This is a genomic window from Paragemmobacter amnigenus (genome assembly GCF_009908265.2).
GTDB classification, from domain to species: Bacteria; Pseudomonadota; Alphaproteobacteria; order Rhodobacterales; family Rhodobacteraceae; genus Paragemmobacter; species Paragemmobacter amnigenus.
Genome location: NZ_JAAATX020000001.1, coordinates 1 through 22,685 on the forward strand (window position 1 = coordinate 1; position 22,685 = coordinate 22,685).

General features: G+C 65.7%; 26 protein-coding genes. 14 read left to right on the forward strand and 12 right to left on the reverse strand.

The annotated features are described in order from the left end of the window. From GU927_RS00005 to grxD, 4 genes are all read left to right on the forward strand, one after another. On the forward strand, positions 1 to 1,260 hold a 1,260-nt coding region (locus GU927_RS00005; RefSeq protein WP_232489074.1), incomplete at its 5' end, for an AIR synthase-related protein. After that, entirely contained in the window at positions 1,257 to 1,763 is a 507-nt protein-coding gene (locus tag GU927_RS00010; RefSeq protein WP_161760155.1) for a GNAT family N-acetyltransferase, read from the forward strand. The genes GU927_RS00005 and GU927_RS00010, both read left to right, overlap by 4 nt. A gap of 37 nt (positions 1,764 to 1,800) precedes the next feature. Further along, the gene (locus GU927_RS00015; protein ID WP_161760156.1) at positions 1,801 to 2,037 is read left to right on the forward strand and encodes a BolA/IbaG family iron-sulfur metabolism protein; all 237 of its coding nucleotides are present in this window, start codon (positions 1,801 to 1,803) and stop codon (positions 2,035 to 2,037) included. 13 nt (positions 2,038 to 2,050) lie between these two features. After that, positions 2,051 to 2,410 (forward strand): Grx4 family monothiol glutaredoxin, encoded by a 360-nt coding sequence (gene grxD / locus GU927_RS00020; RefSeq protein ID WP_161760157.1) that lies wholly within the window; start codon positions 2,051 to 2,053, stop codon positions 2,408 to 2,410. A gap of 53 nt (positions 2,411 to 2,463) precedes the next feature. Here the strand turns inward: grxD and GU927_RS00025 are convergent, their stop codons facing one another. The 4 genes from GU927_RS00025 to GU927_RS00040 all read right to left on the reverse strand — a co-directional run bounded on the left by GU927_RS00025 (position 2,464) and on the right by GU927_RS00040 (position 3,976). Further along, a complete protein-coding gene (locus tag GU927_RS00025; protein ID WP_161760158.1) occupies positions 2,464 to 2,766 on the reverse strand; it encodes a CcdB family protein in 303 nt (100 codons plus the stop codon). Positions 2,767 to 2,772: 6 nt separating this feature from the next. Continuing rightward, positions 2,773 to 3,000, reverse strand: coding sequence for a type II toxin-antitoxin system CcdA family antitoxin (locus GU927_RS00030; RefSeq protein ID WP_161760159.1), 228 nt, complete (start codon positions 2,998 to 3,000; stop codon positions 2,773 to 2,775). Between the two features lie 90 nt (positions 3,001 to 3,090). Beyond that, a complete protein-coding gene (locus tag GU927_RS00035; RefSeq protein WP_161760160.1) occupies positions 3,091 to 3,459 on the reverse strand; it encodes a cell division protein ZapA in 369 nt (122 codons plus the stop codon). Next, positions 3,452 to 3,976, reverse strand: coding sequence for a hypothetical protein (locus GU927_RS00040; protein ID WP_161760161.1), 525 nt, complete (start codon positions 3,974 to 3,976; stop codon positions 3,452 to 3,454). The genes GU927_RS00035 and GU927_RS00040 overlap by 8 nt, the downstream gene beginning before the upstream one ends. 215 nt (positions 3,977 to 4,191) lie before the next feature. Between GU927_RS00040 and tkt the strand changes: the two genes are divergently transcribed. Next, positions 4,192 to 6,207: a transketolase gene (gene tkt / locus GU927_RS00045; RefSeq protein ID WP_161760162.1), complete on the forward strand. Its 2,016-nt coding sequence runs from the start codon at positions 4,192 to 4,194 to the stop codon at positions 6,205 to 6,207. Positions 6,208 to 6,286: 79 nt separating this feature from the next. On the opposite strand, the gene GU927_RS00050 is transcribed toward tkt, so the two are convergent. Next, entirely contained in the window at positions 6,287 to 6,592 is a 306-nt protein-coding gene (locus tag GU927_RS00050) for a DUF2934 domain-containing protein (protein WP_161760163.1), read from the reverse strand. 58 nt (positions 6,593 to 6,650) lie between these two features. After that, positions 6,651 to 7,616 carry a DUF808 domain-containing protein gene (locus GU927_RS00055; RefSeq protein ID WP_161760164.1) on the reverse strand — a complete coding sequence of 322 codons (966 nt, stop codon included), beginning with the start codon at positions 7,614 to 7,616 and terminating at the stop codon, positions 6,651 to 6,653. Positions 7,617 to 7,810: 194 nt separating this feature from the next. Here GU927_RS00055 and gap (GU927_RS00060) point away from each other — a divergent pair, with 194 nt between their 5' ends. The 4 genes from gap (GU927_RS00060) to GU927_RS00075 all read left to right on the forward strand — a co-directional run bounded on the left by gap (GU927_RS00060) (position 7,811) and on the right by GU927_RS00075 (position 10,501). Further along, complete coding sequence (gap, locus tag GU927_RS00060; protein WP_161760165.1) at positions 7,811 to 8,815, forward strand: type I glyceraldehyde-3-phosphate dehydrogenase; 1,005 nt, start codon at positions 7,811 to 7,813, stop codon at positions 8,813 to 8,815. Positions 8,816 to 8,825: 10 nt separating this feature from the next. Further along, on the forward strand, positions 8,826 to 8,969 hold the full coding sequence (locus tag GU927_RS00065) for a glyceraldehyde-3-phosphate dehydrogenase (RefSeq protein ID WP_161760166.1): 144 nt from the start codon (positions 8,826 to 8,828) through the stop codon (positions 8,967 to 8,969). A gap of 96 nt (positions 8,970 to 9,065) precedes the next feature. Further along, positions 9,066 to 10,067, forward strand: coding sequence for a type I glyceraldehyde-3-phosphate dehydrogenase (gene gap, locus GU927_RS00070; RefSeq protein WP_161760167.1), 1,002 nt, complete (start codon positions 9,066 to 9,068; stop codon positions 10,065 to 10,067). A gap of 272 nt (positions 10,068 to 10,339) precedes the next feature. Next, positions 10,340 to 10,501: a hypothetical protein gene (locus GU927_RS00075; protein ID WP_217765489.1), complete on the forward strand. Its 162-nt coding sequence runs from the start codon at positions 10,340 to 10,342 to the stop codon at positions 10,499 to 10,501. A gap of 48 nt (positions 10,502 to 10,549) precedes the next feature. On the opposite strand, the gene coaD is transcribed toward GU927_RS00075, so the two are convergent. The 3 genes from coaD to GU927_RS00090 all read right to left on the reverse strand — a co-directional run bounded on the left by coaD (position 10,550) and on the right by GU927_RS00090 (position 12,545). Further along, positions 10,550 to 11,044 (reverse strand): pantetheine-phosphate adenylyltransferase, encoded by a 495-nt coding sequence (gene coaD, locus GU927_RS00080; protein WP_161760168.1) that lies wholly within the window; start codon positions 11,042 to 11,044, stop codon positions 10,550 to 10,552. A gap of 112 nt (positions 11,045 to 11,156) precedes the next feature. After that, positions 11,157 to 11,591, reverse strand: a complete 435-nt coding sequence (locus GU927_RS00085; protein ID WP_161760169.1) for a CBS domain-containing protein — start codon at positions 11,589 to 11,591, stop codon at positions 11,157 to 11,159. A gap of 51 nt (positions 11,592 to 11,642) precedes the next feature. Then, entirely contained in the window at positions 11,643 to 12,545 is a 903-nt protein-coding gene (locus GU927_RS00090; protein ID WP_161760170.1) for a LysR family transcriptional regulator, read from the reverse strand. Between the two features lie 232 nt (positions 12,546 to 12,777). On the opposite strand from GU927_RS00090, the gene GU927_RS00095 reads away from it, so the two are divergent. The 3 genes from GU927_RS00095 to GU927_RS00105 all read left to right on the forward strand — a co-directional run bounded on the left by GU927_RS00095 (position 12,778) and on the right by GU927_RS00105 (position 15,333). Further along, entirely contained in the window at positions 12,778 to 14,277 is a 1,500-nt protein-coding gene (locus GU927_RS00095; protein ID WP_161760171.1) for a CoA-acylating methylmalonate-semialdehyde dehydrogenase, read from the forward strand. A 113-nt stretch (positions 14,278 to 14,390) separates the two neighbouring features. Continuing rightward, on the forward strand, positions 14,391 to 15,029 hold the full coding sequence (locus GU927_RS00100) for a Crp/Fnr family transcriptional regulator (RefSeq protein WP_161760172.1): 639 nt from the start codon (positions 14,391 to 14,393) through the stop codon (positions 15,027 to 15,029). A gap of 97 nt (positions 15,030 to 15,126) precedes the next feature. Further along, the gene (locus tag GU927_RS00105) at positions 15,127 to 15,333 is read left to right on the forward strand and encodes a YgaP family membrane protein (RefSeq protein WP_161760173.1); all 207 of its coding nucleotides are present in this window, start codon (positions 15,127 to 15,129) and stop codon (positions 15,331 to 15,333) included. Positions 15,334 to 15,379: 46 nt separating this feature from the next. Here the strand turns inward: GU927_RS00105 and uvrA are convergent, their stop codons facing one another. The 3 genes from uvrA to GU927_RS00120 all read right to left on the reverse strand — a co-directional run bounded on the left by uvrA (position 15,380) and on the right by GU927_RS00120 (position 20,288). Continuing rightward, on the reverse strand, positions 15,380 to 18,238 hold the full coding sequence (gene uvrA, locus GU927_RS00110) for an excinuclease ABC subunit UvrA (protein WP_161760174.1): 2,859 nt from the start codon (positions 18,236 to 18,238) through the stop codon (positions 15,380 to 15,382). Positions 18,239 to 18,352: 114 nt separating this feature from the next. Beyond that, complete coding sequence (locus GU927_RS00115) at positions 18,353 to 18,808, reverse strand: DNA polymerase III subunit chi (protein ID WP_161760175.1); 456 nt, start codon at positions 18,806 to 18,808, stop codon at positions 18,353 to 18,355. Between the two features lie 7 nt (positions 18,809 to 18,815). Further along, the gene (locus GU927_RS00120) at positions 18,816 to 20,288 is read right to left on the reverse strand and encodes a leucyl aminopeptidase (protein WP_161760176.1); all 1,473 of its coding nucleotides are present in this window, start codon (positions 20,286 to 20,288) and stop codon (positions 18,816 to 18,818) included. 180 nt (positions 20,289 to 20,468) lie between these two features. On the opposite strand from GU927_RS00120, the gene lptF reads away from it, so the two are divergent. Together lptF and lptG are read left to right on the forward strand one after the other, a co-directional pair. Next, complete coding sequence (gene lptF / locus GU927_RS00125; protein WP_161760177.1) at positions 20,469 to 21,590, forward strand: LPS export ABC transporter permease LptF; 1,122 nt, start codon at positions 20,469 to 20,471, stop codon at positions 21,588 to 21,590. Then, positions 21,587 to 22,684: an LPS export ABC transporter permease LptG gene (gene lptG / locus GU927_RS00130; RefSeq protein ID WP_161760178.1), complete on the forward strand. Its 1,098-nt coding sequence runs from the start codon at positions 21,587 to 21,589 to the stop codon at positions 22,682 to 22,684. The genes lptF and lptG overlap by 4 nt, the downstream gene beginning before the upstream one ends. Position 22,685: the final 1 nt, after the last annotated feature.

The following is a 22,685-nucleotide window of genomic DNA, read 5'->3' on the forward strand; positions in this document are numbered from 1 at the left end:
AAGCAGAAGACGGCATACGAGATGATGCTGTCGGAAAGCCAAGAGCGGATGCTGATGGTGCTGAAGCCCGAAAAAGAGGCCGAGGCGCGGGCGATCTTCCAGAAATGGGATCTGGATTTCGCCATCGTGGGCGAGACGATCCCCGAGGACCGCTTCCTGATCCTGCATGGCAACGAGGTGAAGGCGGACCTGCCGCTGTCGAAACTGTCCTCCAGCGCGCCGGAATATGACCGCCCGTGGGTGGAGACGCCAGCGGCGGCACCGTTGAAGGACATTCCGGCGATTGCGCCCGTCGCGGGGCTGCGGGCGCTGATCGGGTCGCCCTCTTATGCCCACAAGGCCTGGGTGTGGGAGCAGTATGACAGCATGGTCATGGCCGATACGGTGGTGGCGCCGGGTCTGGGGGCGGGCGTGGTGCGGGTGCATGGCACGGGCAAGGCGCTGGCCTTCACCAGTGACGTGACGCCGCGCTATGTTAAGGCCAACCCCTTCGAGGGTGGCAAGCAGGCGGTGGCCGAAGCCTATCGCAACCTGACGGCGGTGGGGGCAAAGCCCCTTGCCACGACCGACAACCTGAATTTCGGCAATCCCGAAAAGCCCGAGATCATGGGGCAGTTCGTGGGCGCGATCAAAGGGATCGGCGCGGCGGTGGCGGCGCTGGACATGCCCATCGTGTCGGGCAACGTGTCGCTTTACAATGAAACCGACGGGTCGGCGATCCTGCCCACGCCGACGATCGGGGCGGTGGGCATCCTGTCCTCGCTGGACGAGCTGATCGCGGGGCGTCCGGTGGCGGGCGATGCGGCGGTGGTGATCGGGGCGACGGCGGGGCATCTGGGCCAGTCGGCGGTGCTGGCCGAGATGTTCGGGATCGAGGCGGGCGATGCGCCGCCGGTCGATCTGGCGGCCGAGCGCGCGCATGGCGAATTCCTGCGCGCCAACCGCGCGCTGGTGCGGGCCTGCACCGACCTTGGCGATGGCGGGCTGGCGCTGGCGGCATTCGAGATGGCCGAGGGCGCGGGTCTGGGCGTGACGCTGGACAGCGGCGATGCGGCCTTCCTGTTCGGCGAGGATCAGGCGCGCTATCTGGTGGCCACGGACAAGGCGGAGGCGCTGGTCGCGGCGGCCAAGGCGGCGGGGGTTCCCGTGGCCGTGGTTGGCCGGTTCGGCGGCGATGCGGTGGCCTTTGGCGGGGATACGGCGGCGCTGGCGGAGTTGTCGGCGCTGTATCGTTCGGCCTTTGCCAAGGCGGTGGCGTGACCCTTCGCCCTGCCCTGCCCGATGATTTCGCCTTCATCCGGTCGCTGGCGCAGCGGCCGGATTATGCGCCCTTCATCACCGACGAGGATGAGGGGCGGTTGGCCTTTTACGCCACGGATCCCGCGCACCGTTTGCTGATCTGGGAAGAGGCGGGGCGTGCGGCGGGATTCGCGCTCTGGACCGAGATCGGGGAGCCTTCGGGGCGGGTGGAGTTGCGGCGTCTGGCGCTGGCCGAGGCGGGCGGCGGGCGGGGTTTGGGCTTTGTCCATGCCCTGACGGACTACGGGTTTCGGGTGCTGGGGGCGCGCAAGGTCTGGCTGGATGCGAGCGGCGAGAACCTGCGGGCGCAGAAGGTCTATGCGCGGGCGGGATACCGGCTGGAGGGGCGGCTGGTGGATCACTGGTTCCGGCCCGTGCTGGGGCGGAATGTCGATGTGATGCTTTATGGCATCCTGCGCGACGACTGGATGGCGGCGCGGGGACTTGCGGCCCCTGCCCCGTAGGCATACATCTTCGGTCAGAAATACCGGAGACCCCCGAATGCCGATCACCGCACGCGATATCGAGAACCTGATCCGCGCAAGCTTTCCCGAAGCGAAGATCACGGTGCAGGGCGATGACGGGCAGCATTTCGCGGCAGAGGTGATCGACGCGAGCTTCAAGGGCATGAACCGGGTGCAGCAGCAGCGGGCGGTCTATGCCGCGCTGAAGGGCAAGATGGATGGCGCGCATGGGGAACTCCATGCGCTGGCGCTGACGACCAAGGCGCCGGAGTGAGAGGAACAGGAAGATGAGCGCTGAGGCACAGATCCGCGAGACGATCGAGAAGAACGACGTGGTGCTGTTCATGAAGGGCACCAAGATGATGCCGCAATGCGGGTTCTCGTCCCGCGTGGCGGGGGTGCTGAATTACATGGGCGTGAATTTCGCCGATGTGAACGTGCTGGCCGATGCGGACATCCGGCAGGGCATCAAGGATTTCAGCGACTGGCCGACGATCCCGCAGCTTTATGTGAAGGGCGAGTTCGTGGGCGGCTGCGATATCGTGACGGAAATGACGCTGTCGGGCGAGCTGGACGCGCTGTTCGAGGCGAAGGGCGTGGCCTTCGACAAGGACGCGGCGAACAAGATCCGCGAGGCGAATGCCTGAGGGTGTTCGCGGCAGCGTGACGGATGGCCCGCCTCTGGCGGGCCTTTTCCGTTTCAGGTGCCCGAATAGAGCAGATCGAAAGCCCGCGTGATGCGATCGCGCAGATGCGCGTAATTGCCCACTTTTTCCCCCATGCGGCCCAATCGCGCGGTACCCAGAAGGTGCAGCATCACGAGATAGTCCCGCTCGCCAAAGGACAGGGGCACGGAAAGCCTGTCCAGCACCGCCACGCCACCCTTCCCCGCGGGAACCACCGACGCGAAGACGCGGGTGTCGAGGGTGTCGACCGCCTCGTTCTGGAGGACGAGAAGCAGGCCGCCCTGCGGATCACGATACAGATCGAACTGGTCCGCCATGGCCGTTCACAGGATCCGGACCAAGGGATTCGGGATGCCGTTCTCGTCGATCCACCTGTTGTAAGCGGCGACGGCTTCGGCGTTTTCGTCCTTCCAGCGGCGGGCGCGTTCGGCGCGGACGCGGGCAAGGATGCCTTCCTCGGCCGCGCGCGAGAGGTTGACGCCGAGGGCGCGCGCCTCGTCCAGAAGGGCTGCGTCGAGGGTCATGGAGGTGGCGCGGCGGGTGGCGGTCATGGGCGGGCTCCGGTCCTGTGGGGGGCGATCATACCGCAGAACATACCGCATGGATAGCGGCATGTCGGCCCTGCCCCCCGCGCGGAACGGTCAGGCGGGCCTGCGGCTGTCGTCGATGCGGTCGGCCAGCGCTTCGGCCCGCGCGGCGATCTCGGCCAGTGTCTCGGTCACCTGCGGGGGGATGACGGGCACCTCGACGCGGGTTTCGGGACGGGCTTCCAGCTCTTCGATCCGCGCGCGCAGGGTGCGGATCTCGTCCTCGGCGGCGGCGGTCTTGTCGGCGAGCATCAGGCCCGCCATCAGCAGCATCCGCCCCTCGGGCAGGCGGCCCATCTGCGCCACGAGGGGCTGCGCCTCGGCATCGAGCATGGCGGCGGCGGTGCTGAGGAAATGCTCCTCTCCCTCCTGACAGGCGACAGAGAAGGCGCGGCCACCGATGGTGATGGTGAGTTCAGGCATCGAGGGGCTCCTCGCGGATGAGAGGGGTGAGTTCGGTGATGATCTCGTCCAGTTCGGCCACTTCGGACAGGCGCGTGACGCGGACGGCTTCGAGTTCGGCCATCATGGCGCGGTTGATCTGTTCGGGATCGGCAAGGTTCGCCGCCTGTGCCCGCCGCAGGCCGCGCAGGTTTTCGCGCAGTTGCACCATGGTCTTTCGCATCCGGTGCATCTCGAGCCCCTGCACATCCAGCTGGCGCGTCATCTGGTCGATCCGCGCCTGAAGGTCGGCCCCTTGGCCATCGGCAGGCGTGGGGGCGGGTTCGGTCGATTGCAGGGCCGCGATGCGGGCGCGCAGTTCGGCGGTGAGCTGGCGTTCCGCTGTCAGCGCGGCGGTCAGGCGGGCGATCTCGCCGGAGGCGTCCCCCCCCGCCGCAGGGTCCGTCGCGGGGGTGGCGGCCTGCAACGCCTCGACCCCTGCGCCGATGCGGTGCAAGGCGGCGGCGATGCGGCGTTCAAGCTCTGCCAGTTCCTGCATTCGGGTGCCTTTCCGTTGGCGTCGTTTCTTGTCGTTGCGGCTGCCCGCGCCCGGGGACGAATCGGACGGCCGCAGCCCCGCTGTCAGTGTAGCGCAAGAATATGGCGCAACTCACCCCTTTGCACCCAAGGGCTTGCGCGGATTGCTTGATCTTGCCCGACCAAGACACTAGAGCGGGGCCGCAAACCCCTTCCTTTTCAGACAGGATAACGGCCTTGGATATCGAGACGCTCCGCGCCCGCCACCCGGACCACTGGAAGCGCGCCTGCGCGATCCGCACCCTGACGCTTGACGCGGTGGCGGCCGCGAATTCGGGCCATTCGGGGATGCCGATGGGCATGGCGGATGTGGCGACGGTGCTGTTCGAGAAGCATCTGAACTTCGATCCCGCAGCACCGCGCTGGCCGAACCGCGACCGGTTCATCCTGTCGGCGGGGCATGGGTCGATGCTGATCTATTCGCTGCTTTACCTCACCGGCTATGCCGACATGACGCTGGACCAGGTGAAGAACTTCCGCCAGTGGGGCGCGATCACGGCGGGTCACCCCGAATTCGGCCATGTGGCGGGGGTCGAGACGACGACGGGGCCGCTGGGTCAGGGGATCGCGAATGCGGTCGGTTTCGCCATGGCGGAAGAGAACCTGCGCGCGCGCTGGGGGGCGAAGATCGTCGATCACTTCACTTATGTGATCGCCGGTGACGGCTGCCTGATGGAGGGCGTTTCGCAGGAGGCCATCGCGCTGGCCGGCAAGCAGCAGTTGAGCCGGCTGATCGTGCTGTGGGATGACAACGGCATCACCATCGACGGCAAGGTGTCGATCGCCGATGTGACGGATCAGAAAGCGCGCTTTGCGGCCTCGGGCTGGAACGTGCTGTCCTGCGACGGGCACGACCCCGAGGATATCGACCGCGCGCTGGTGGCGGCCAAGGCGTCGGACAAGCCCACGATGATCGCCTGCAAGACGCATATCGCCTTGGGCCATGCGGCGCAGGACACGTCCAAGGGGCATGGGGCGCTGACCGATGCGGCGCAGATGGCGGCGGCGAAGGCGGCTTATGGCTGGGATTATCCGGCGTTTGAAATTCCGGCTGATGTGAAGAAAGCATGGGAAGCCAAGGGCAAGCGCGGGGCAGCGGCCCATGCGGAATGGCAGGCGCGGCTGGGCGCGCTGTCGGCGGCCAAGCAGGCGGAATTCGCGCGCATCTTCGCGGGCGAGGCCCCGGCCAAGCTGGCCTCGGTGATCCGCGGCGTGAAGAAGGCGGCGGTGGAGGCGATGCCGAAGCTTGCCACCCGCGCGGCGTCGGAAAAGGTGCTGGCGGCGGTCAATCCGGTGATGACGGAAACCATGGGGGGGTCGGCGGACCTGACCGGGTCGAACAACACCAAGACCGCCGATCTGGGCGTCTTTACCCCCGAGGATCGCAAGGGCCGCTATGTCTATTACGGCATCCGCGAACACGGGATGGCGGCGGCGATGAACGGGATGGCGCTGCATGGCGGCGTGCGGCCCTATGGCGGCACCTTCATGTGCTTTACCGATTACGCGCGGCCTTCGATGCGCCTGTCGGCGCTGATGGGGCTGCCGGTCGTCTATGTGATGACGCATGACTCCATCGGTCTGGGCGAAGATGGGCCGACCCACCAGCCGGTCGAGCATCTGGCGATGAGCCGCGCGACGCCGAACACGCTGGTAATCCGCCCCGCCGATCTGGTGGAGACGGCGGAGGCGTGGGAAGTGGCGCTGAGCTCGAGGACGACGCCCACGGTGCTGGCGCTGTCGCGGCAGAACCTGCCTGCGGTCAGGAAGGCCCATGTGAACCAGAACCTTGTCGCCAAGGGCGCCTATGTTCTGGCCGAGGCGACGGGCAAGCGGCAGGTGATCCTGATCGCGACGGGGTCCGAGGTGGAAATCGCGCTGAAGGCGCGCGAGGCGCTGGAAGCCGAAGGGATCGGCACGCGGGTCGTGTCGATGCCGTCGATGGAGCTCTTCGCGCAACAGGACGAAGCCTATCGCAAGCGCGTGCTGCCCGGCGGGCCGGTGCGTGTGGCGATCGAGGCGGGCGTGCGTCAGGGCTGGGACCGCTGGCTCTTGGGCGAGCGCGGCAAAGAGACGAAGGCCGGGTTCGTGGGCATGTCGTCTTTCGGGGCCTCGGCACCGATGGAGCGGCTTTACAAGGAATTCGGCAACACGGCAGAGAATGCGGTGGCTGTGGCGAAGTCGCTGCTCTGACGGAGAGGCGCAAAAGTTTTCGAAAATTTTTGCAAATTTCTTCGAAGAAATTTGAAAGGCCGCGCGCTGCGCGGCCTTTTCATTTTCGCCTGACGGGGGATTCCACGGTCGCCTGTTCGTCGGGGAACAACTGGTCGTCGCCCTGATCGGTGAGCCCCGGGAATTCGCCCTGGTTTTCCACGGCGGCCAGCGGTTCGATGGCAGGTTCGGCGGCCTTTTCGGGGTCGATGCGTCCGGCATCGGGGTTTTCGGTGATGGCGACCAGTTCGCGCGCCCGATCCATGAAGCGGTCGGGGCCACCGTCGGGTTCGCCCGCCTCCTGCCACAGATGGCGGGCGCGCTGGGCGATGCGGTCTTGAAGGGCCTGAAAGGCGCGGCGGTCCATGGTGTTTCCCCCCTGTGTCGGGGGGAAACGGGGGACGGGCGGGGTGGTTCCCCCTGCCCTAATGCGCGCGCTTGCCCGTGACGGCGGCGATGGCGGGGCCGATCACGCGGGTGGCGACGGGGATCAGCGCGGCGCCGAGGATCAGGCCGAAGATGCCGTCCAGCGTCGCGGTCACCAGCCATGCGACGAAGCCCTGTGCGGCGGGGGCGGCATGGGCCACGATGTCGGCGATGTGGTGGATTTCGTGATAGAGCCACGGCCAGCCCAGCACCTCGAGCCCGTGGGTGACGATATTGCCGCCGACCCAGAGCATGGCGGCGGTGCCGACGAGTGACAGGAAGGCCATGAGTTTCGGCATGGCAAGCACCAGACCGCGCCCCGTCGCGCGCCCTGCCCCCGTGCGGCCCGTGGCGGCCATGTGCAGCCCCACGTCATCCATCTTCACGATCAGCGCCACCGCGCCGTAGACGGCAACGGTGATGAGCGCGCCGACCACGGCCAGTGTGATGGCCTGCATCCAGAAGCTGGGGCTTTCGATGGTGGCGAGCGCGATGGTCATGATCTCGGCCGACAGGATGAAGTCGGTCTTGATGGCGCCTGCGACCTTTTCCTCTTCCAGATGGGCGGGGTCTTTGGTGTCGAAATCCTCTTCGACCGCGTGGTCGGCATGGGGGGCGAAGGCGTGAAGAACCTTTTCCGCCCCTTCGAAGCAGAGATAGGCGCCGCCCAGCATCAGGAGCGGCGTGATCGCGGCAGGCAGGAAGTGGTCGAGCGCGAGGAGCGCGGGCAGCAGGATGAGGAGCTTGTTCTTGAACGACCCCAGCGAGATGCGCCAGATGATGGGCAATTCGCGGTCGGCCGAGAAGCCGTGCACGTATTTCGGCGTGACGGCGGCGTCGTCGATCACCACGCCTGCGGCCTTGGTCCCCGCCTTGGCGGCGGCGGCGGCGATGTCGTCGACCGAGGCTGCGGCGACCTTGGCGATGGCCGCGACGTCATCCAGCAGGGCAAGCAAACCACTCATGCAAATCTTCCTTCTTCCGGTGCCGACCATCTAGCGCGGCTGCGACCATTTGGCAAAGCCCGCCAATTGTTAGCGCAAACCGCGCATGTTTGCGGTAACATATTGATTTTGTGTCGTTTTTGGACTTTTCGATTCTGTCCCCCTTCGGTAAGCGCAAGGCATCCCACTGTATGCAACGGAATGGAGCGGCGCGCATGACCATCACCATCGGCATCAACGGCTTCGGACGCATCGGGCGCTGCACGCTGGCCCATATCGCCGAAAGCGCCCGCAACGACGTTCAGGTGGTGGCAATCAATGCCACGGGGCCGATCGAGACGAATGCACATCTGTTGAAATACGACTCGGTCCATGGCCGGTTCCCCGGGGTGGTGAAGGTGAAGGACAATACGCTGGATCTGGGCCGCGGGCCGATCCGCGTGATGTCGACCTACAACCCCGAAGAGCTGGACTGGGAAGGTGTGGACGTGGTGCTGGAATGCACCGGCAAGTTCAACGACCGCGACAAGGCCGCCGTCCATCTGGGCCGTGGGGCCAAGCGGGTGCTGGTGTCGGCCCCTGCCAAGCGGGCAGACAAGACGGTGGTCTACGGCGTGAACCACCGCGCCCTGACGGCCGAGCATCTGGTGGTGTCGAACGGGTCCTGCACGACCAACTGCCTTGCGCCGCTGGCAAAGGTCCTGAACGACGCGATCGGGATTGAATCGGGCATCATGACCACGATCCATTCCTATACCGGCGACCAGCCGACGCTGGACCGGCGGCACAAGGACCTGTACCGCGCGCGGGCTGCGGCCATGGCGATGATCCCGACCAGCACGGGCGCGGCCAAGGCGCTGGGCGAGGTGCTGCCGGAACTGGCGGGGCGTCTGGACGGAACCGCGATCCGCGTGCCGACGCCGAATGTCAGCGCGGTGGACCTGACCTTCGTGGCGGGGAAATCGGTGACGGTCGCCGACGTGAACGAGATCGTGCGCGAGGCGGCGGCGGGTTACATGGGCATGGTTCTGGCCTATGACCCCGAACCCAAGGTGTCGATCGACTTCAACCACACGCCGCAATCGTCTATCTTCGCGCCGGACCAGACCAAGGTGGTCGGGGGCCGCACGGTGCGCGTGCTGGCATGGTATGACAACGAGTGGGGCTTCTCCTGCCGGATGGCCGATGTGGCCGGGGTGATGGGGCGGCTCCTCCACTGATGGAGGGGTCGTGACCGACCGTATCGCGCTTGCACTCGCGCTGGCCGTCATCGGCCTTCTGGTTGCGGACTTCGCCGTCAATGGCGGCGAGGCCACGCTTTTTCTGACGAGAAAACTCTTCGTCTTTGTGGAATTCTTGGCATTCTGGCGCTGACCCTGCGAAAGTCGGGTTGAATTTCCGGTCGTTCTGCGGATGTTAGCGCTATCGGAGCGGCGGATTCGCCGCGCCTTCCCTTTTGGAGGACATGCCATGACCGTCAAGGTTGCCATCAACGGATTCGGCCGCATCGGCCGTAACGTGCTGCGCGGGATCATCGAGTCGGGTCGCAAGGATATCGAGGTCGTGGCGATCAACGATCTGGGGCCGGTCGAGACGAATGCGCACCTTCTGCGCTTCGATTCGGTGCACGGGCGGTTTCCGGCGACGGTGACGACGGGCGAGGACTGGATCGACGTCGGCCGCGGGCCGATGAAGGTGACGGCGATCAGGAACCCCGCCGAACTGCCCTGGGGCCATGTGGATATCGTGATGGAATGCACGGGCATCTTCACGTCCAAGGAAAAGTGCATGGCCCATCTGGAAAACGGGTCCAAGCGCGTGCTGATCTCGGCCCCCGGGGACGGGGCGGACAAGACCATCGTCTATGGCGTGAACCATCACACGCTGACGAAGGATGACGTGGTCGTCTCCAACGCCTCCTGCACCACCAACTGCCTGTCGCCGGTGGCGAAGGTGCTGAACGAGGTGGTGGGGATCGAGAAGGGGATGATGACGACCATCCATTCCTATACGGGCGACCAGCCGACGCTGGATACGATGCACAAGGACCTGTACCGCGCCCGCGCTGCGGCGCTGTCGATGATCCCGACCAGCACGGGGGCGGCCAAGGCCGTGGGTCTGGTTCTGCCGGAGCTGAAGGGGAAGCTGGACGGATTCGCCATCCGCGTGCCGACACCGAACGTGTCGGTCGTGGATCTGAAGTTCATCGCCAAGCGCGCGACCAGCGTGGAAGAGATCAACGCGGCGATAAAGGCGGCGGCGGACGGGCCGATGAAGGGCATTCTGGGCTATACCGAGTTCAAGAATGTCTCGATGGACTTCAACCATGACCCGCATTCGTCGGTCTTCCACATGGACCAGACCAAGGTGATGGATGGAACCTTCGTCTCCATCCTGTCCTGGTATGACAATGAATGGGGCTTCTCGAACCGCATGGCGGATACGGCCGTGGCGATGGGCAAGCTGATCTGACGGCGGAAGGATTTTCTGGCGAAAATCCTTCGGGGCGAACCTTCTTGCGAAGGTTCGGACAGCGCGGGCGGTGATCTTTCGCAGAAAGATCGGGGTCGAAATCCTTCGCCAGAAGGATTTCGGTCCTTGCGTTTCCGGACCGACCCATGCGCGGGGCGCATGGCGGCTTCCCCGCATCGGGCGTTGTTGGCGCTAACGGAAAGGTCCATCTAGGGGGCACGCCGAAGGGATAACCGAGAAGCCCTTGGCGCGTTCGTGAAAGGAACAGGACCATGAAACTGATCGAAACGCTGAAAGCCGCCCGCGCGCGCAATGCGCTGTACAAGCGGACCCGCGACGAGATCGCCCATATGCCCCGCGACGTGGCGCTGGATCTGGGGATCTTCCCCGAGGACGCGCATCGCATCGCCTGGGCGGCAGTCTACGGCAACTAGGGATTTGCGCGCCGACAGGTGCGGAAGGGGGCCGGTCGGCCCCCTTTTTCATGCGCGCAGGCGGCGGCGCAGCGCATCCTCGACCGGCGGGGTGACGAATTTCGACACATCCCCGCCAAGCCGCGCGATCTCTTTCACCAGCTTGGACGCAATCGCCTGACGGCGCGCATCGGCCATGAGGAAGACCGTCTCGATGCTGGCATCCAGCGCGCGGTTCATGCCGACCATCTGGAATTCATATTCGAAATCCGCCACGGCGCGTAGGCCGCGGACGATCACGGTGGCGCCCACGTCACGGGCGCAGTCGATCAGCAGGTTCTCGAAAGGGTGGACGACGATTTCGCCGCCGGTCCTGGCCTGGATGGCGGCGCATTCGGCGGTGACCATGGACACGCGCTCTTCCAACCCGAAGAGCGGGCCTTTGTCGCGGTTGATCGCCACGCCGATCACCAGTCGGTCTACCAGCGCCATGGCGCGCTGGATGATATCGACATGCCCCAGCGTGATGGGATCGAAGGTTCCCGGGTAAAGTCCGATGCGCATTGGGGCCCCCTTCCCTGTCGTGCCGCAATTTTACGCAACATTATTGCGCACAGGGATGCAAGGGGCAAAACCGACAGGATGCCGCGCTGCGGCACCCTGTCCGCGCGGGGGGTCAGAAGCCCTTGATCATGCCTTCGAGGGCGTCCTTTTCCATGGAAAGTTCGGTGAGCCGCGCCTTGACCACGTCACCGATGGAGATGAGGCCGACCATCTGCGTCCCCTCCATCACGGGCATGTGGCGGAAGCGGCCGTCGGTCATCTTCTGCAGCACCTCGTTGGCCTGTTCGTCGCGGCGGCAGCCGACGATGTTGGCGGTCATGATGCTGTCGACGGTGTCGGTCAGGCAGGCGGTGCCGCGGCGGCCGAGTTCGCGCACGATGTCGCGTTCCGAGACGATGCCTGCGACACGCTTGCCATCGGGCGAGACGATCACCGCGCCGATGCGGCGGCTGGAGAGCATCTCGGCGGCCTTGGCCACCGTCGTACCCGGGGTCACCGTCACCACACCGTCATCCGACTTTGTCTTGAGGATTTGCTGGACGAGCATTCGCGGACCTCCCTTTCCGATGTCCAAGGGTCTGCCCGCATTGGATTTCTGTCAAGTCGGGGATTTTGCGGAACGGGATTCGAGCCGCGCCACCTCGCGCCGCAGACCGTGGGCCAGAAGGTCGGCAAAACGGTTCAGCCGTTCGACGCGCCCGTCATCGGCGTGGCGGATCAACCAGAAGCTGCGGGTCAGCGCGACCTGTTGCGGGATGACCTGCACCAGTTCGGGGGCGGCGGGAAGCGCGAAGTCGTGCACGACCCCCACCCCTGCCCCCGCGCGGAGCCAGTTCAACTGCACCGAAACGGAGTTGGAGGCGAGCGCCACGGTCCCCGCGCCGAGTTCGGCGAGGTAGTCGAGTTCCTTGTCGTGGATCATGTCGGGGATATAGCCGACGAGGCGGTGTCGGCGTAGGTCGGCAGGGGTGTAGAGGGGCGCGGCCCGTGACAGGTAGTCGGGATGGGCGGCAAGGTGCAGGTGGTAGTCGGTCAGTTTCTGAACGGTCAGGCGGCCTGCCGTCGGGCGGCTGACGGCGATGGCGAGGTCGGCCTCTCGTTTCGACAGGTTGAAGACGCGGGGGAGTGCGACGATCTGCACCTCGAGCCCCGGGTTGGCATCGCAGATTTCGGCCAGCACCTGCGGCAGCAGGTAATTGGCGCAGCCGTCGGGGGCACCGATGCGGATCTGGCCCGACAGTCCTTCGGGGCCCGTCAGCGCCTCGCGCGCACCGTCGAGGGCGGTTTCGGCGCGTTCGGCATGGGGAAGGAGGCGGGCGCCTTCCTCGGTCAGGGCATAGCCTTGCGGGGATTTGGCGAAGAGGCGGGCACCCATCGCCTCTTCCAGACGCGCGATGCGGCGGCCCACGGTGGCGGCGTCTATCTTGAGCCGCTTGCCCGCGCCCGACAGGCTTTCGCTGCGGGCGACGGCGAGGAAGATGCGGAGGTCGTCCCAATCCATCTGTGGCTCCTGTATGTGCAACGGTGGGGGATCGACCGTGGCCAAAAGCCACGGGCGGCGGCCGTCCCGCCCCCCCGGGGCGGCCGCACGTATACGTGCAACCACCCCGGCGTGACGGCCACCGCCCTAGCGGCACGCCCCTGCAAAATTGCAAAATGCTTTTGCCTTATCTTCTCTGTTCCCCGCATTTCCGCAAGGCTATTCTGCCGCCAGAAAATCGAGGGAGGCTCCGATGAAAGAGATCGGTCACTGGATCAACGGCAAGCACGTCAAGGGCACGTCGGGCCGCTTTGCCGACGTCTTCAACCCCGCCACGGGCGAGGTCCAGGCCAAGGTGGCGCTTGCGACCAAGGCAGAGCTGGATGCCGCAACGGCGGACGCCGCCGCCGCGCAGGTGAAATGGGGTGCCACCAACCCGCAGCGCCGCGCGCGGGTGATGATGGAATTCGTCCGCCTTCTGAACCGCGACATGGACAAGCTGGCCGAAGCCCTGTCGTCCGAGCATGGCAAGACCATTCCCGACGCCAAGGGCGACATCCAGCGCGGGTTGGAGGTGATGGAATTCTGCATCGGCGCGCCGCATCTTCTGAAAGGCGAGTTCACCGACAGCGCAGGTCCGGGGATCGACATGTATTCGATGCGCCAGCCCATCGGCGTGGCGGCGGGTATCACGCCTTTCAACTTTCCGGCCATGATCCCGATGTGGAAGATGGGTCCGGCGCTGGCCTGCGGGAACGCCTTCATCCTGAAGCCTTCGGAGCGTGACCCTTCGGTCCCGCTGATGCTGGCGGAACTCATGCAGGAGGCGGGGCTGCCCGATGGCGTGCTGCAGGTGATCAACGGCGACAAGGAGGCGGTGGACGCGATCCTCGACTCGCCCATCATCGCGGGGATCGGCTTCGTCGGGTCCACCCCCATCGCGGAATACATCTATGGCCGCGGCTGTTCCAATGGCAAGCGCGTGCAGTGCTTTGGCGGTGCCAAGAACCACATGATCATCATGCCGGACGCCGACATGGATCAGGCGGCGGATGCTCTGGTCGGTGCGGGCTATGGCGCTGCGGGCGAGCGGTGCATGGCAATCTCGGTCGCGGTGCCGGTGGGCGATGCGACGGCGGATGCGCTGATCGAAAAGCTGATCCCGCGGATCGAGAAGCTGAAGGTCGGGCCCTATACCGCCGGCAACGATGTGGATTACGGCCCCGTCGTCACCGCGGCGGCGAAGGCGAACATCCTGAAGCTGGTCGAGAGTGGCGTGGCGCAAGGCGCGAAGCTGGTCGTCGACGGGCGGAACTTCAAGCTGCAGGGCTATGAGGACGGGTTCTTCGTCGGCCCGCACCTGTTCGACCATGTGACCCGCGACATGGACATCTATCGCAAGGAAATTTTCGGGCCGGTCCTGTCCACCGTCCGCGCCAAGACCTATGAGGAAGCCTTGGCCTATGCGATGGACCATGAATACGGCAACGGGACCGCGATCTTCACCCGCGACGGCGACACGGCGCGCGACTTTGCCGCCCGCGTCAATGTGGGGATGATCGGGATCAACGTGCCGATCCCGGTGCCGCTGGCCTATCACACCTTCGGCGGCTGGAAGAAATCGGCCTTCGGCGATCTGAACCAGCATGGCCCCGATGCCTTCCGCTTCTACACGCGGACGAAGACCATCACCTCGCGCTGGCCGTCGGGAATCAAGGAAGGCGCGAGCCTGAACTTCAAGCCGATGGATTGATCGCCCTTCGGCGGAATTCGGAACGGGGCTGCCGGATCGGCGGCCCCTTTTCTTTTGCCGCTTGATCGGGGCGCGGCGCGCTGTTTTCCTTTGCGAAGAAGACGGAGGCGCGCATGGACTGGATGGCGGAACTGGGGGCGATCACGGCCGAGACGCGGGGGGAACTGGGCGGGTTGCAGCGGCGCGCGCTGCCCAAGGGGTTGGACCTGTTCGCCCCCGGCGACCGGGCGCAGGGCTTTCCGCTGGTGCTGGCGGGGCGGGTGGAGGTTTATCTGACCGGCCCGTCCGGGCGCGAGATCCTGCTTTACGCGGTGGAGCCGGGGCAGAGCTGCATCCAGACAACGCTGGGCCTGTTGGGGGACGAGCCCTATTCCGGCACGGCGGCCACGGTCAGCGAGGCCGAGGTGGTGACAATCCCGAAGCCGCTGTTCCTGCGGCTGATGGATCGCGATCCGGCCTTTCGCGGATTCGTGCTGCGGTCTTTCGGGCAGCGGATGGCGGACCTGACGCGGCTGCTGGAGGCGGTGGCCTTCGGCAAGGTCGAGGCGCGGCTGGCGGGGGCGCTACTGGATCTGGCCGAGGGGGGCGTGGTGCGGGCGACGCAGTCCGACATTGCGGCGCGGATCGGGTCGGCGCGCGAGGTGGTGTCGCGCAAGCTGGATGCCTTTGCCAAGGCGGGATGGGTCGTGACCGAGCGGGGCGAGGTGCATCTGCGCGACGAGGCGGCGTTGCGACGGGCGCGGGGGCATTGAAGGCCCGTGACCTAGTCACAGACAGAAGATGCATGATTCGCTATGTTTCTGTCAGGCACCGGAAGAACCGGGCCATGAGACAGGAAAGGGAACCATCATGTTGAAGAAGAATGTCGGTGGAATCGACCGTGTGCTTCGGATCGTTGTCGGGCTGGCGCTGCTTGCAGGGTTCTTCCTGAACGCGGACGCGACCTATCGCTGGGCCTATCTGATCGGGATCGTGCCGCTGGCGACGGGGCTGCTGTCGTCTTGCCCGCTTTATTCCATCCTCGGGCTTTCGACCTGCCCGATGAAGAAGGCGTGACATTCCTTCGAAGAAAATTGGACGCCGCCCGTCGGGGCGGCGTCTTTCATTCCGCCGCCACGCGGCGGGGTTTCAGCATGTCCTTGAGGTAGCGGCCCGTATGGCTGCGGTCCACCTTGGCCACATCCTCGGGCGTGCCTTCGGCCACGATCTGCCCGCCCCCGTCACCACCTTCGGGGCCGATGTCGATGATCCAGTCGGCGGTCTTGATGACGTCAAGGTTGTGTTCGATCACCACGACCGTGTTGCCCTGATCGACAAGTTCATGCAGCACTTCAAGAAGCTTGCGCACATCCTCGAAATGCAAGCCTGTTGTCGGCTCATCAAGAATGTAAAGCGTGCGCCCCGTCGCGCGGCGCGACAGTTCCTTGGACAGTTTGACCCGCTGCGCCTCACCCCCTGAGAGGGTCGTCGCCTGTTGGCCGACCTTGATGTAGCCAAGCCCTACCTGACAGAGCGCATCCATCTTTTCGCGGATCGACGGGACGGCGGCGAAGAAGGTCTGGGCGTCTTCGCACGTCATATCAAGAACGTCTGATATGCTTTTGTTCTTGAACTTTATTTCCAGCGTTTCACGGTTGTAGCGGTGGCCCTTGCAGGTTTCGCAGGTCACATACACGTCGGGCAGGAAGTGCATCTCGATCTTGATGACGCCGTCGCCCTGGCACGCCTCGCACCGCCCACCCTTGACGTTGAAGCTGAACCGTCCGGGCTGATAGCCGCGCGCCTTGGCCTCGGGCAGGCCCGCGAACCAGTCGCGGATGGGGGTGAAGGCGCCGGTATAGGTGGCGGGGTTGGACCGGGGCGTGCGGCCTATGGGGCGCTGGTCAATGTCGATGACCTTGTCGAGATGTTCGAAGCCCTTGATCGTCTCACACGGAGCGGGGGTTTCGCGCGCGCCGTTCAGGCGCATGGCGGCGGTCTTGAAGAGCGTCTCGATGGTCAGGGTGGATTTGCCGCCGCCTGACACGCCGGTGACGCAGACGAACTTGCCCAAGGGGAAGTCCACTGTGACGTCCTTCAGGTTGTTGCCGGTGGCGCCGACGACCGTCAGCTTCTTGCCGCTGCCCTTGCGGCGGGTCTTGGGCACCGCGATCTCCCGCTGGCCCGACAGGTATTGCCCCGTCAGGCTGACCGGATCGGCCGCGACCTGCTGGGGCGTGCCGTGGCTGACCACGCGGCCGCCATGGACGCCCGCGCCGGGGCCGATGTCGAAGACGTAATCGGCTTCGCGGATCGCGTCCTCGTCATGTTCCACCACCAGCACCGTGTTGCCCTGATCGCGCAGGTTCTTCAGCGTGGTGAGCAGCCGGTCATTGTCGCGCTGGTGCAGGCCGATGGAGGGTTCGTCCAGCACGTAAAGCACGCCCGTCAGGCCGGAGCCGATCTGCGAGGCCAGACGGATACGCTGCGATTCCCCGCCCGACAGCGTGCCCGCATTGCGCGAGAGCGTGAGGTAATCCAGCCCGACATTCACAAGGAATCCAAGGCGTTCGCGGATTTCCTTGAGGATCGCGCGGGCGATTTCGTTCTTCTGGTTGGAAAGGTGGTCGGGAACCGTGCCGATCCAGGCGAAGGCCTCCTTGATCGACATGCGGACGACCTCGCCCACATGCAGCCCCGCGATCTTGACCGCCAGCGCCTCGGGCTTCAGGCGGTAGCCGTGGCAGGTGCCGCAGTCGCGGTTGTTCTGGTAACGCTCGAACTCCTCGCGCACCCAAGCCGAGTCCGTTTCGCGGTAGCGGCGTTCCATGTTGGGGATGACGCCTTCGAAGACGCGGGAGACTTCGTAGATGCGCCCGCCTTCGTCATAGCGGAACCTGATCTCCTCCTCGCCCGACCCATAGAGGAACAGCTGCTGCACATGGGCGGGCAGGTCCTTCCATTTCTTCTTGGGGTCGAATTCGTAGTGCTTCGCCAGCGCCTGGATGGTCTGGGTGAAATAGGGGCTTTTCGATTTCGCCCAAGGCGCCAGCGCGCCCTGCATCAGGGTCAGGCCCTGATCGGGGACGACAAGGCGGTCGTCGAAGAACAGCTCCACCCCCAAGCCGTCGCAGGAGGGGCAGGCGCCGAAAGGCGCGTTGAAGGAAAAGAGGCGCGGTTCGATTTCGGGGATGGTGAAACCCGAAACCGGACAGGCGAAGTTTTCCGAATAGGTGATGCGTTCCGGCTCGCCCTCACTGGGCGCGGTTTCGAGGATGGCGATGCCGTCGGCAAGGTCCAGCGCGGTGCGGAAGCTGTCGGCAAGGCGCGTCTCGATCCCTTCGCGCACGACGATGCGGTCCACCACCACGTCGATGTCGTGGCGGAATTTCTTGTCGAGGATGGGAGGCTCTTCCAGCTCGTAGAACTGCCCGTCCACCTTGACCCGCTGGAAGCCCTGTTTGCGAAGGTCGAGGAATTCCTTTTTGTACTCGCCCTTGCGGTCGCGGATGATGGGGGCGAGCAGATAGGCGCGCGTCCCTTCCGGCATGGCCATGACGGCGTCCACCATATCCTGCACCTGCATCGCGGTGATGGGCAGGCCGGTGGCGGGGCTGTAGGGGGTGCCAACGCGGGCAAAGAGCAGGCGGAGATAGTCGTAGATTTCCGTGACCGTCCCGACGGTGGAGCGGGGGTTCTTCGACGTGGTCTTCTGTTCGATCGAAATGGCCGGAGAGAGGCCCGAGATGTGGTCCACATCCGGCTTGCCCATCATGTCGAGGAATTGCCGCGCATAGGCCGAGAGCGATTCCACATAGCGGCGCTGGCCTTCGGCATAGATCGTGTCGAAGGCCAGCGAGGATTTGCCCGAACCCGACAGGCCGGTGATGACCACAAGCTTGTCGCGCGGGATGTCGACATCCACGCCCTTCAGGTTGTGTTCGCGCGCGCCGCGCACCTCGATGAACTTCTGTTCGGCCATGCCACCATCCCCGCAAGGTTGGGCCAGAGATAGGGCATCGGGCGCGAGTCTCCAATGCAAAAATGTGAACATTGGGTGAACAAGCGGGGGCTTTTGTGCGATCCGCGCGCCGGATCAGCGTTCGGCCTTCTTTTCCCAGCGGCCACTCTCTTCGGACCAGTATTGCGCGGGAAGGCCCGCCTCGGTGAGGGATTTCCATTTGGCGCGGGCATCGGCGAGTTGCGCCCCGTCGCCACCGTCGAAGAGCAGCCAGACACGGTCCAGCGGGCGCGCCTCGTCCGGTGTGGTGGCGGCGCCGTCGATCAGGAACAGGCCCTGCGCGCCGTTGGTGATGGGGCCGCGCCCGATCAGCACGGGCTGGTGGGCGTCATGCGGGCCCCCTTCCAGACCATGCGGCAGGAAGGGGTGATCCTCGGCCAGCCAGAGCCGCGCGTCGAGACGGTCGAGCGCGGCGGGATCGGTGCCGCGCAACATGACGCGCCAGCCCTGCGACAGGGCGCGGGGAAGGATGGTCATGAGCGTCTCTTCGACCGAGGAGCGCGTCAGGTGGTAGAACATGACGGTGCCCATCGGGGGCTCACTTCGCCTCGTACCGGTCGCGGATCAGGCGGTTGAGCGCCATGACACCCCAGCCCGTGGCGCCCTTGGGGGCCAGCGCCGTGTCGGATTTCAGCAGCGCGGTTCCCGCGATGTCGAGGTGGCACCACGGGGTTTCCGGCTTGACGAAGCGCTGCAGGAACTGCGCCGCGGTGATAGCCCCGCCGTCGCGGCCGCCCACGTTCATCATGTCCGCAATGCGCGATTTCAGCTTGGCGTCATACGCGTCGCCCATGGGCATGCGCCATGCGCCCTCGCCCTCGGCCTTGGCGGCCTTGAGCAGGGCGTTGCAGAAGTCGTCATTGTTGGAGAAGACGCCGGTGTTTTCATGCCCCAGCGCGATGATGATCGCGCCGGTCAGGGTGGCAAGGTCCACCATCGCGGCGGGTTTGAAGCGTTCCTGCGCGTACCAGAGCACATCGGCAAGGACGAGGCGGCCTTCGGCATCGGTGTTGATGACCTCGATCGTGTCGCCTTTCATCGAGCGGACCACGTCGCCCGGACGCTGGGCGCGGCCATCGGGCATGTTTTCCACCAGCCCGACCAGACCCACGACATTGGCCCGCGCCTTGCGGAGCGCCAGCGTGCGCATGACGCCCGCGACGACCCCTGCCCCGCCCATGTCCATCGTCATCTCTTCCATGCCCGCGGCGGGCTTGATCGAGATGCCGCCCGTGTCGAAGACGACGCCCTTGCCGACAAGGGCCAGCGGGGCCGCGCCCGCCTCGCCGCCGTTCCACTGCATGACGACGACCTTCGAGGGGCTTTCGGACCCCTGCCCCACCCCCAGAAGCGCGCCCATGCCCAGACGTTCGAGCTGCTCCTCCTCGAGGATCTCGACGTCCAGACCGAGTTCCTGCATGGCGGCAAGGCGCGCGGCGAAATCGTAGGTGGTCAGGATATTGGCCGGTTCGTTGACCAGATCGCGGGTGAAGAAGATGCCTTCGGCCACGGCGGCACCGGGGGCGGCGGCGGCGGCGACGGCTTCGGGGTTGGTCACCATGAAGGCGACGTGGCCGGGTTCCTTGCGTTCGCCGGTCTTGTGGGCGGTGAAGTCATAGGCGCGCAGCGCGATGCCGAAGGCGATTTCGGCGGCCTGCGGGTGGCCTTCGGCCAGCACGGTGGTGCCGGCGGGGGTCAGGGCGCGGCCGATGGCCCCGCCCGCCTTGCGCGCCTGCGCCATATCGGCGCGGCGCGGCAGGCGGATCACCTGCACCGCATCGGCCAGCAACCCCGAAGGCCATGCCAGTTCTGCCCCCTCGCCAGGCTTCAGCCGCGAGAAGGCGTCGCTTTCCAGAAAGCGCGAGAGCGCCCCGCGCATCAGTCGGTCGATCCGGCGCAGGGCGGGCGTAAGCCCCTTCGGTCCATCGGCAAAGGCCACGATCCGCCCCGTCAGGCGCGGCAGAGCATCAAGGTCGACGGCGCGGAAATGGATCGGAACGGGGTGGGTCATCTGGCAATCCTCGGATCAGAAGGCAGGCTGGCACGACAGCGCCGAAAGGCAGACCGGCAAAGCCCTGCCGGACGCTAGCCCGCGGGGGCCGGATTGACCAGATATGAGTTTTCCCCGCCCCCGAATTCCGCTAGCGTCGGCCCCAACGATAAACGGACAACGAGACGGGACGGAGACGGGGTGTCGCGATTCGACAGATATCTGCTGTCGCAGCTGCTTGCCCTGTTCGGCTTTTTCGCGCTTGTGCTGGTGGCGGTCTATTGGGTGAACCGCGCGGTCGGGCTGTTCGACAGGCTGATCGGGGACGGGCAATCGGCGCTGGTCTTTCTGGAATTCTCGCTTCTGATGCTGCCCAATGTGATCCGGCTGGTGCTGCCGATCGCGGCCTTTGCGGCGACGGTCTATGTCACCAACCGCCTGACGCAGGAAAGCGAACTGGTCGTGATGCAGGCGACGGGATTCTCGGCCTTTCGCCTTGCGCGTCCGGTCATGATGTTCGGCGGCATCGTCACGGCGCTGCATCTGGTGCTGATGAACGTGCTGGTGCCATGGAGCGGCGAGATGCTGTCGGCGCGCGAGGAGCAGCTGTCGCGCAACGTGACGGCGCGCTATCTGAAGGCGGGCGAGTTCATGCATCCCGCAAGCGGTGTCACGCTGTTCATTCGCGAGATCACGCCGCTGGGCGAGTTGCGCGATATCCTGTTGTCGGACGAGCGCGACAGCCAGACGCGTACCCTCTATACCGCCCGCAGCGCCCTACTGGCGCGGGGGAATGACGGGCCGGTGCTTCTGATGTTCGACGGGATCGCGCAGCGTCTGTCACGGGACGCGTCGGCGCGTCTTTCGGTCACGCGCTTTGCCGACATCACCTATGATCTTGGCGCGATGGTCGACACGGCGGTGCTGGAACGGGTGTCGATCGAAACCGTCAGCACGTGGAGCCTCGTGCAGATGGACGATGCGACGCGCGAGGCGCGGCTTGGCCTGCCGCCCGAGGTGGTGCTGGAGGAGATCCATTCCCGCCTTGCCCAGCCTTTCCTGAGCGTGGCGGCGGCGCTGGTGGGCTTTGCCTCGCTGCTGATCGGGGCCTTCAGCCGGTTCGGACTGTGGCGGCAGATTCTGGGCGCGGTGGGCATCCTGATCTTCCTGCAGCTTCTGAACACGAGCGGGGCGTCGATGGCGATGCGCGATGCGTCGGCATGGCCCGCCGTCTATGCGGCACCGGTGGCGGGGCTGGTGATCGGGGCGGGGCTTTTGTACCTGTCGCAGCGGCCGCGCCGGCGGCGGGAGGCGGCGGCATGACGCTGAGCCTGTATTTCGCGCGGCGCTTTCTGGGATCGCTCCTGCTGGTGCTGTCGATCTTTTTCGGAATCATGCTGCTGATCGGCACCATCGACGAATTGCGCGGCCTGACCGCCCGTGGCGGCGGATTGGTGATGGCGCTCAAGCTGGCGGCGCTGGATGTGCCGGACGGGCTGTACCGTATCCTTCCGCTGATCGTGGTTCTGGCCTCGATCGCCATGTTCATCGGGCTGGCGCGGTCGAGTGAGTTGGTCGTTGTGCGCGCGGCGGGGCGCAGCGGGTTGCGCTTTCTGCTGGCCCCCGTGACGGCGGCACTTGTCTTCGGGGTGCTGGCGGTGGGGGTGCTGAACCCGCTGGTGGCGGCGACGACGAAACTCTATGACACGGCACAGACCGAACTGGCGACGGGCGGTACGCAGATCCTGTCGGTCACGGGAAACGGACTTTGGCTGAGGCAAGGGGGCGAGACGGGACAGACCGTGATCCAGGCGGGGCGCACCAATCAGGACGGGACCGAGCTTTTCGGCGTGACCTTCCTGCTGCTTGATCCGAGCGGGCTTCCCTCGGCGCGGATCGAGGCCGCGAGCGCGCGGCTGGAGCCGGGCCGCTGGGTTCTGACGGGGGCGAAACGCTGGGATCTGACGGCAAGCAATCCCGAGCAGATGGCCCAGACCCTGCCCGACGGAAACGGTGTGCCGTCTGATCTGACGCGCGAACGGATCATGGACAGTTTCGGCACGCCTTCGGCGATCGCCTTCTGGGCGCTGCCTGCCTATATCGGCGGTTTGGAGCGGGCGGGATTTTCGGCGCGCACGCATGAGGTGTGGTTCCAGATGGAGCTGGCGCATCCCCTGTTGCTGATGTCGATGGTTCTGGTGGCGGCGGGCTTCACCATGCGCCATGCGCGCTTTGGCAAGACGGGGACGATGGTGCTGCTGGCGGTGCTGTCGGGCTTTGCCATCTTCTTCCTGCGGAACTTCGCGCAGGTGCTGGGCGTGAACGGGCAGATCCCCGTCATGCTGGCGGCTTGGGCACCACCGCTGGCCGCCGCCATGCTGGCGCTGGGGCTTTTGCTGCATCTGGAGGATGGCTGAC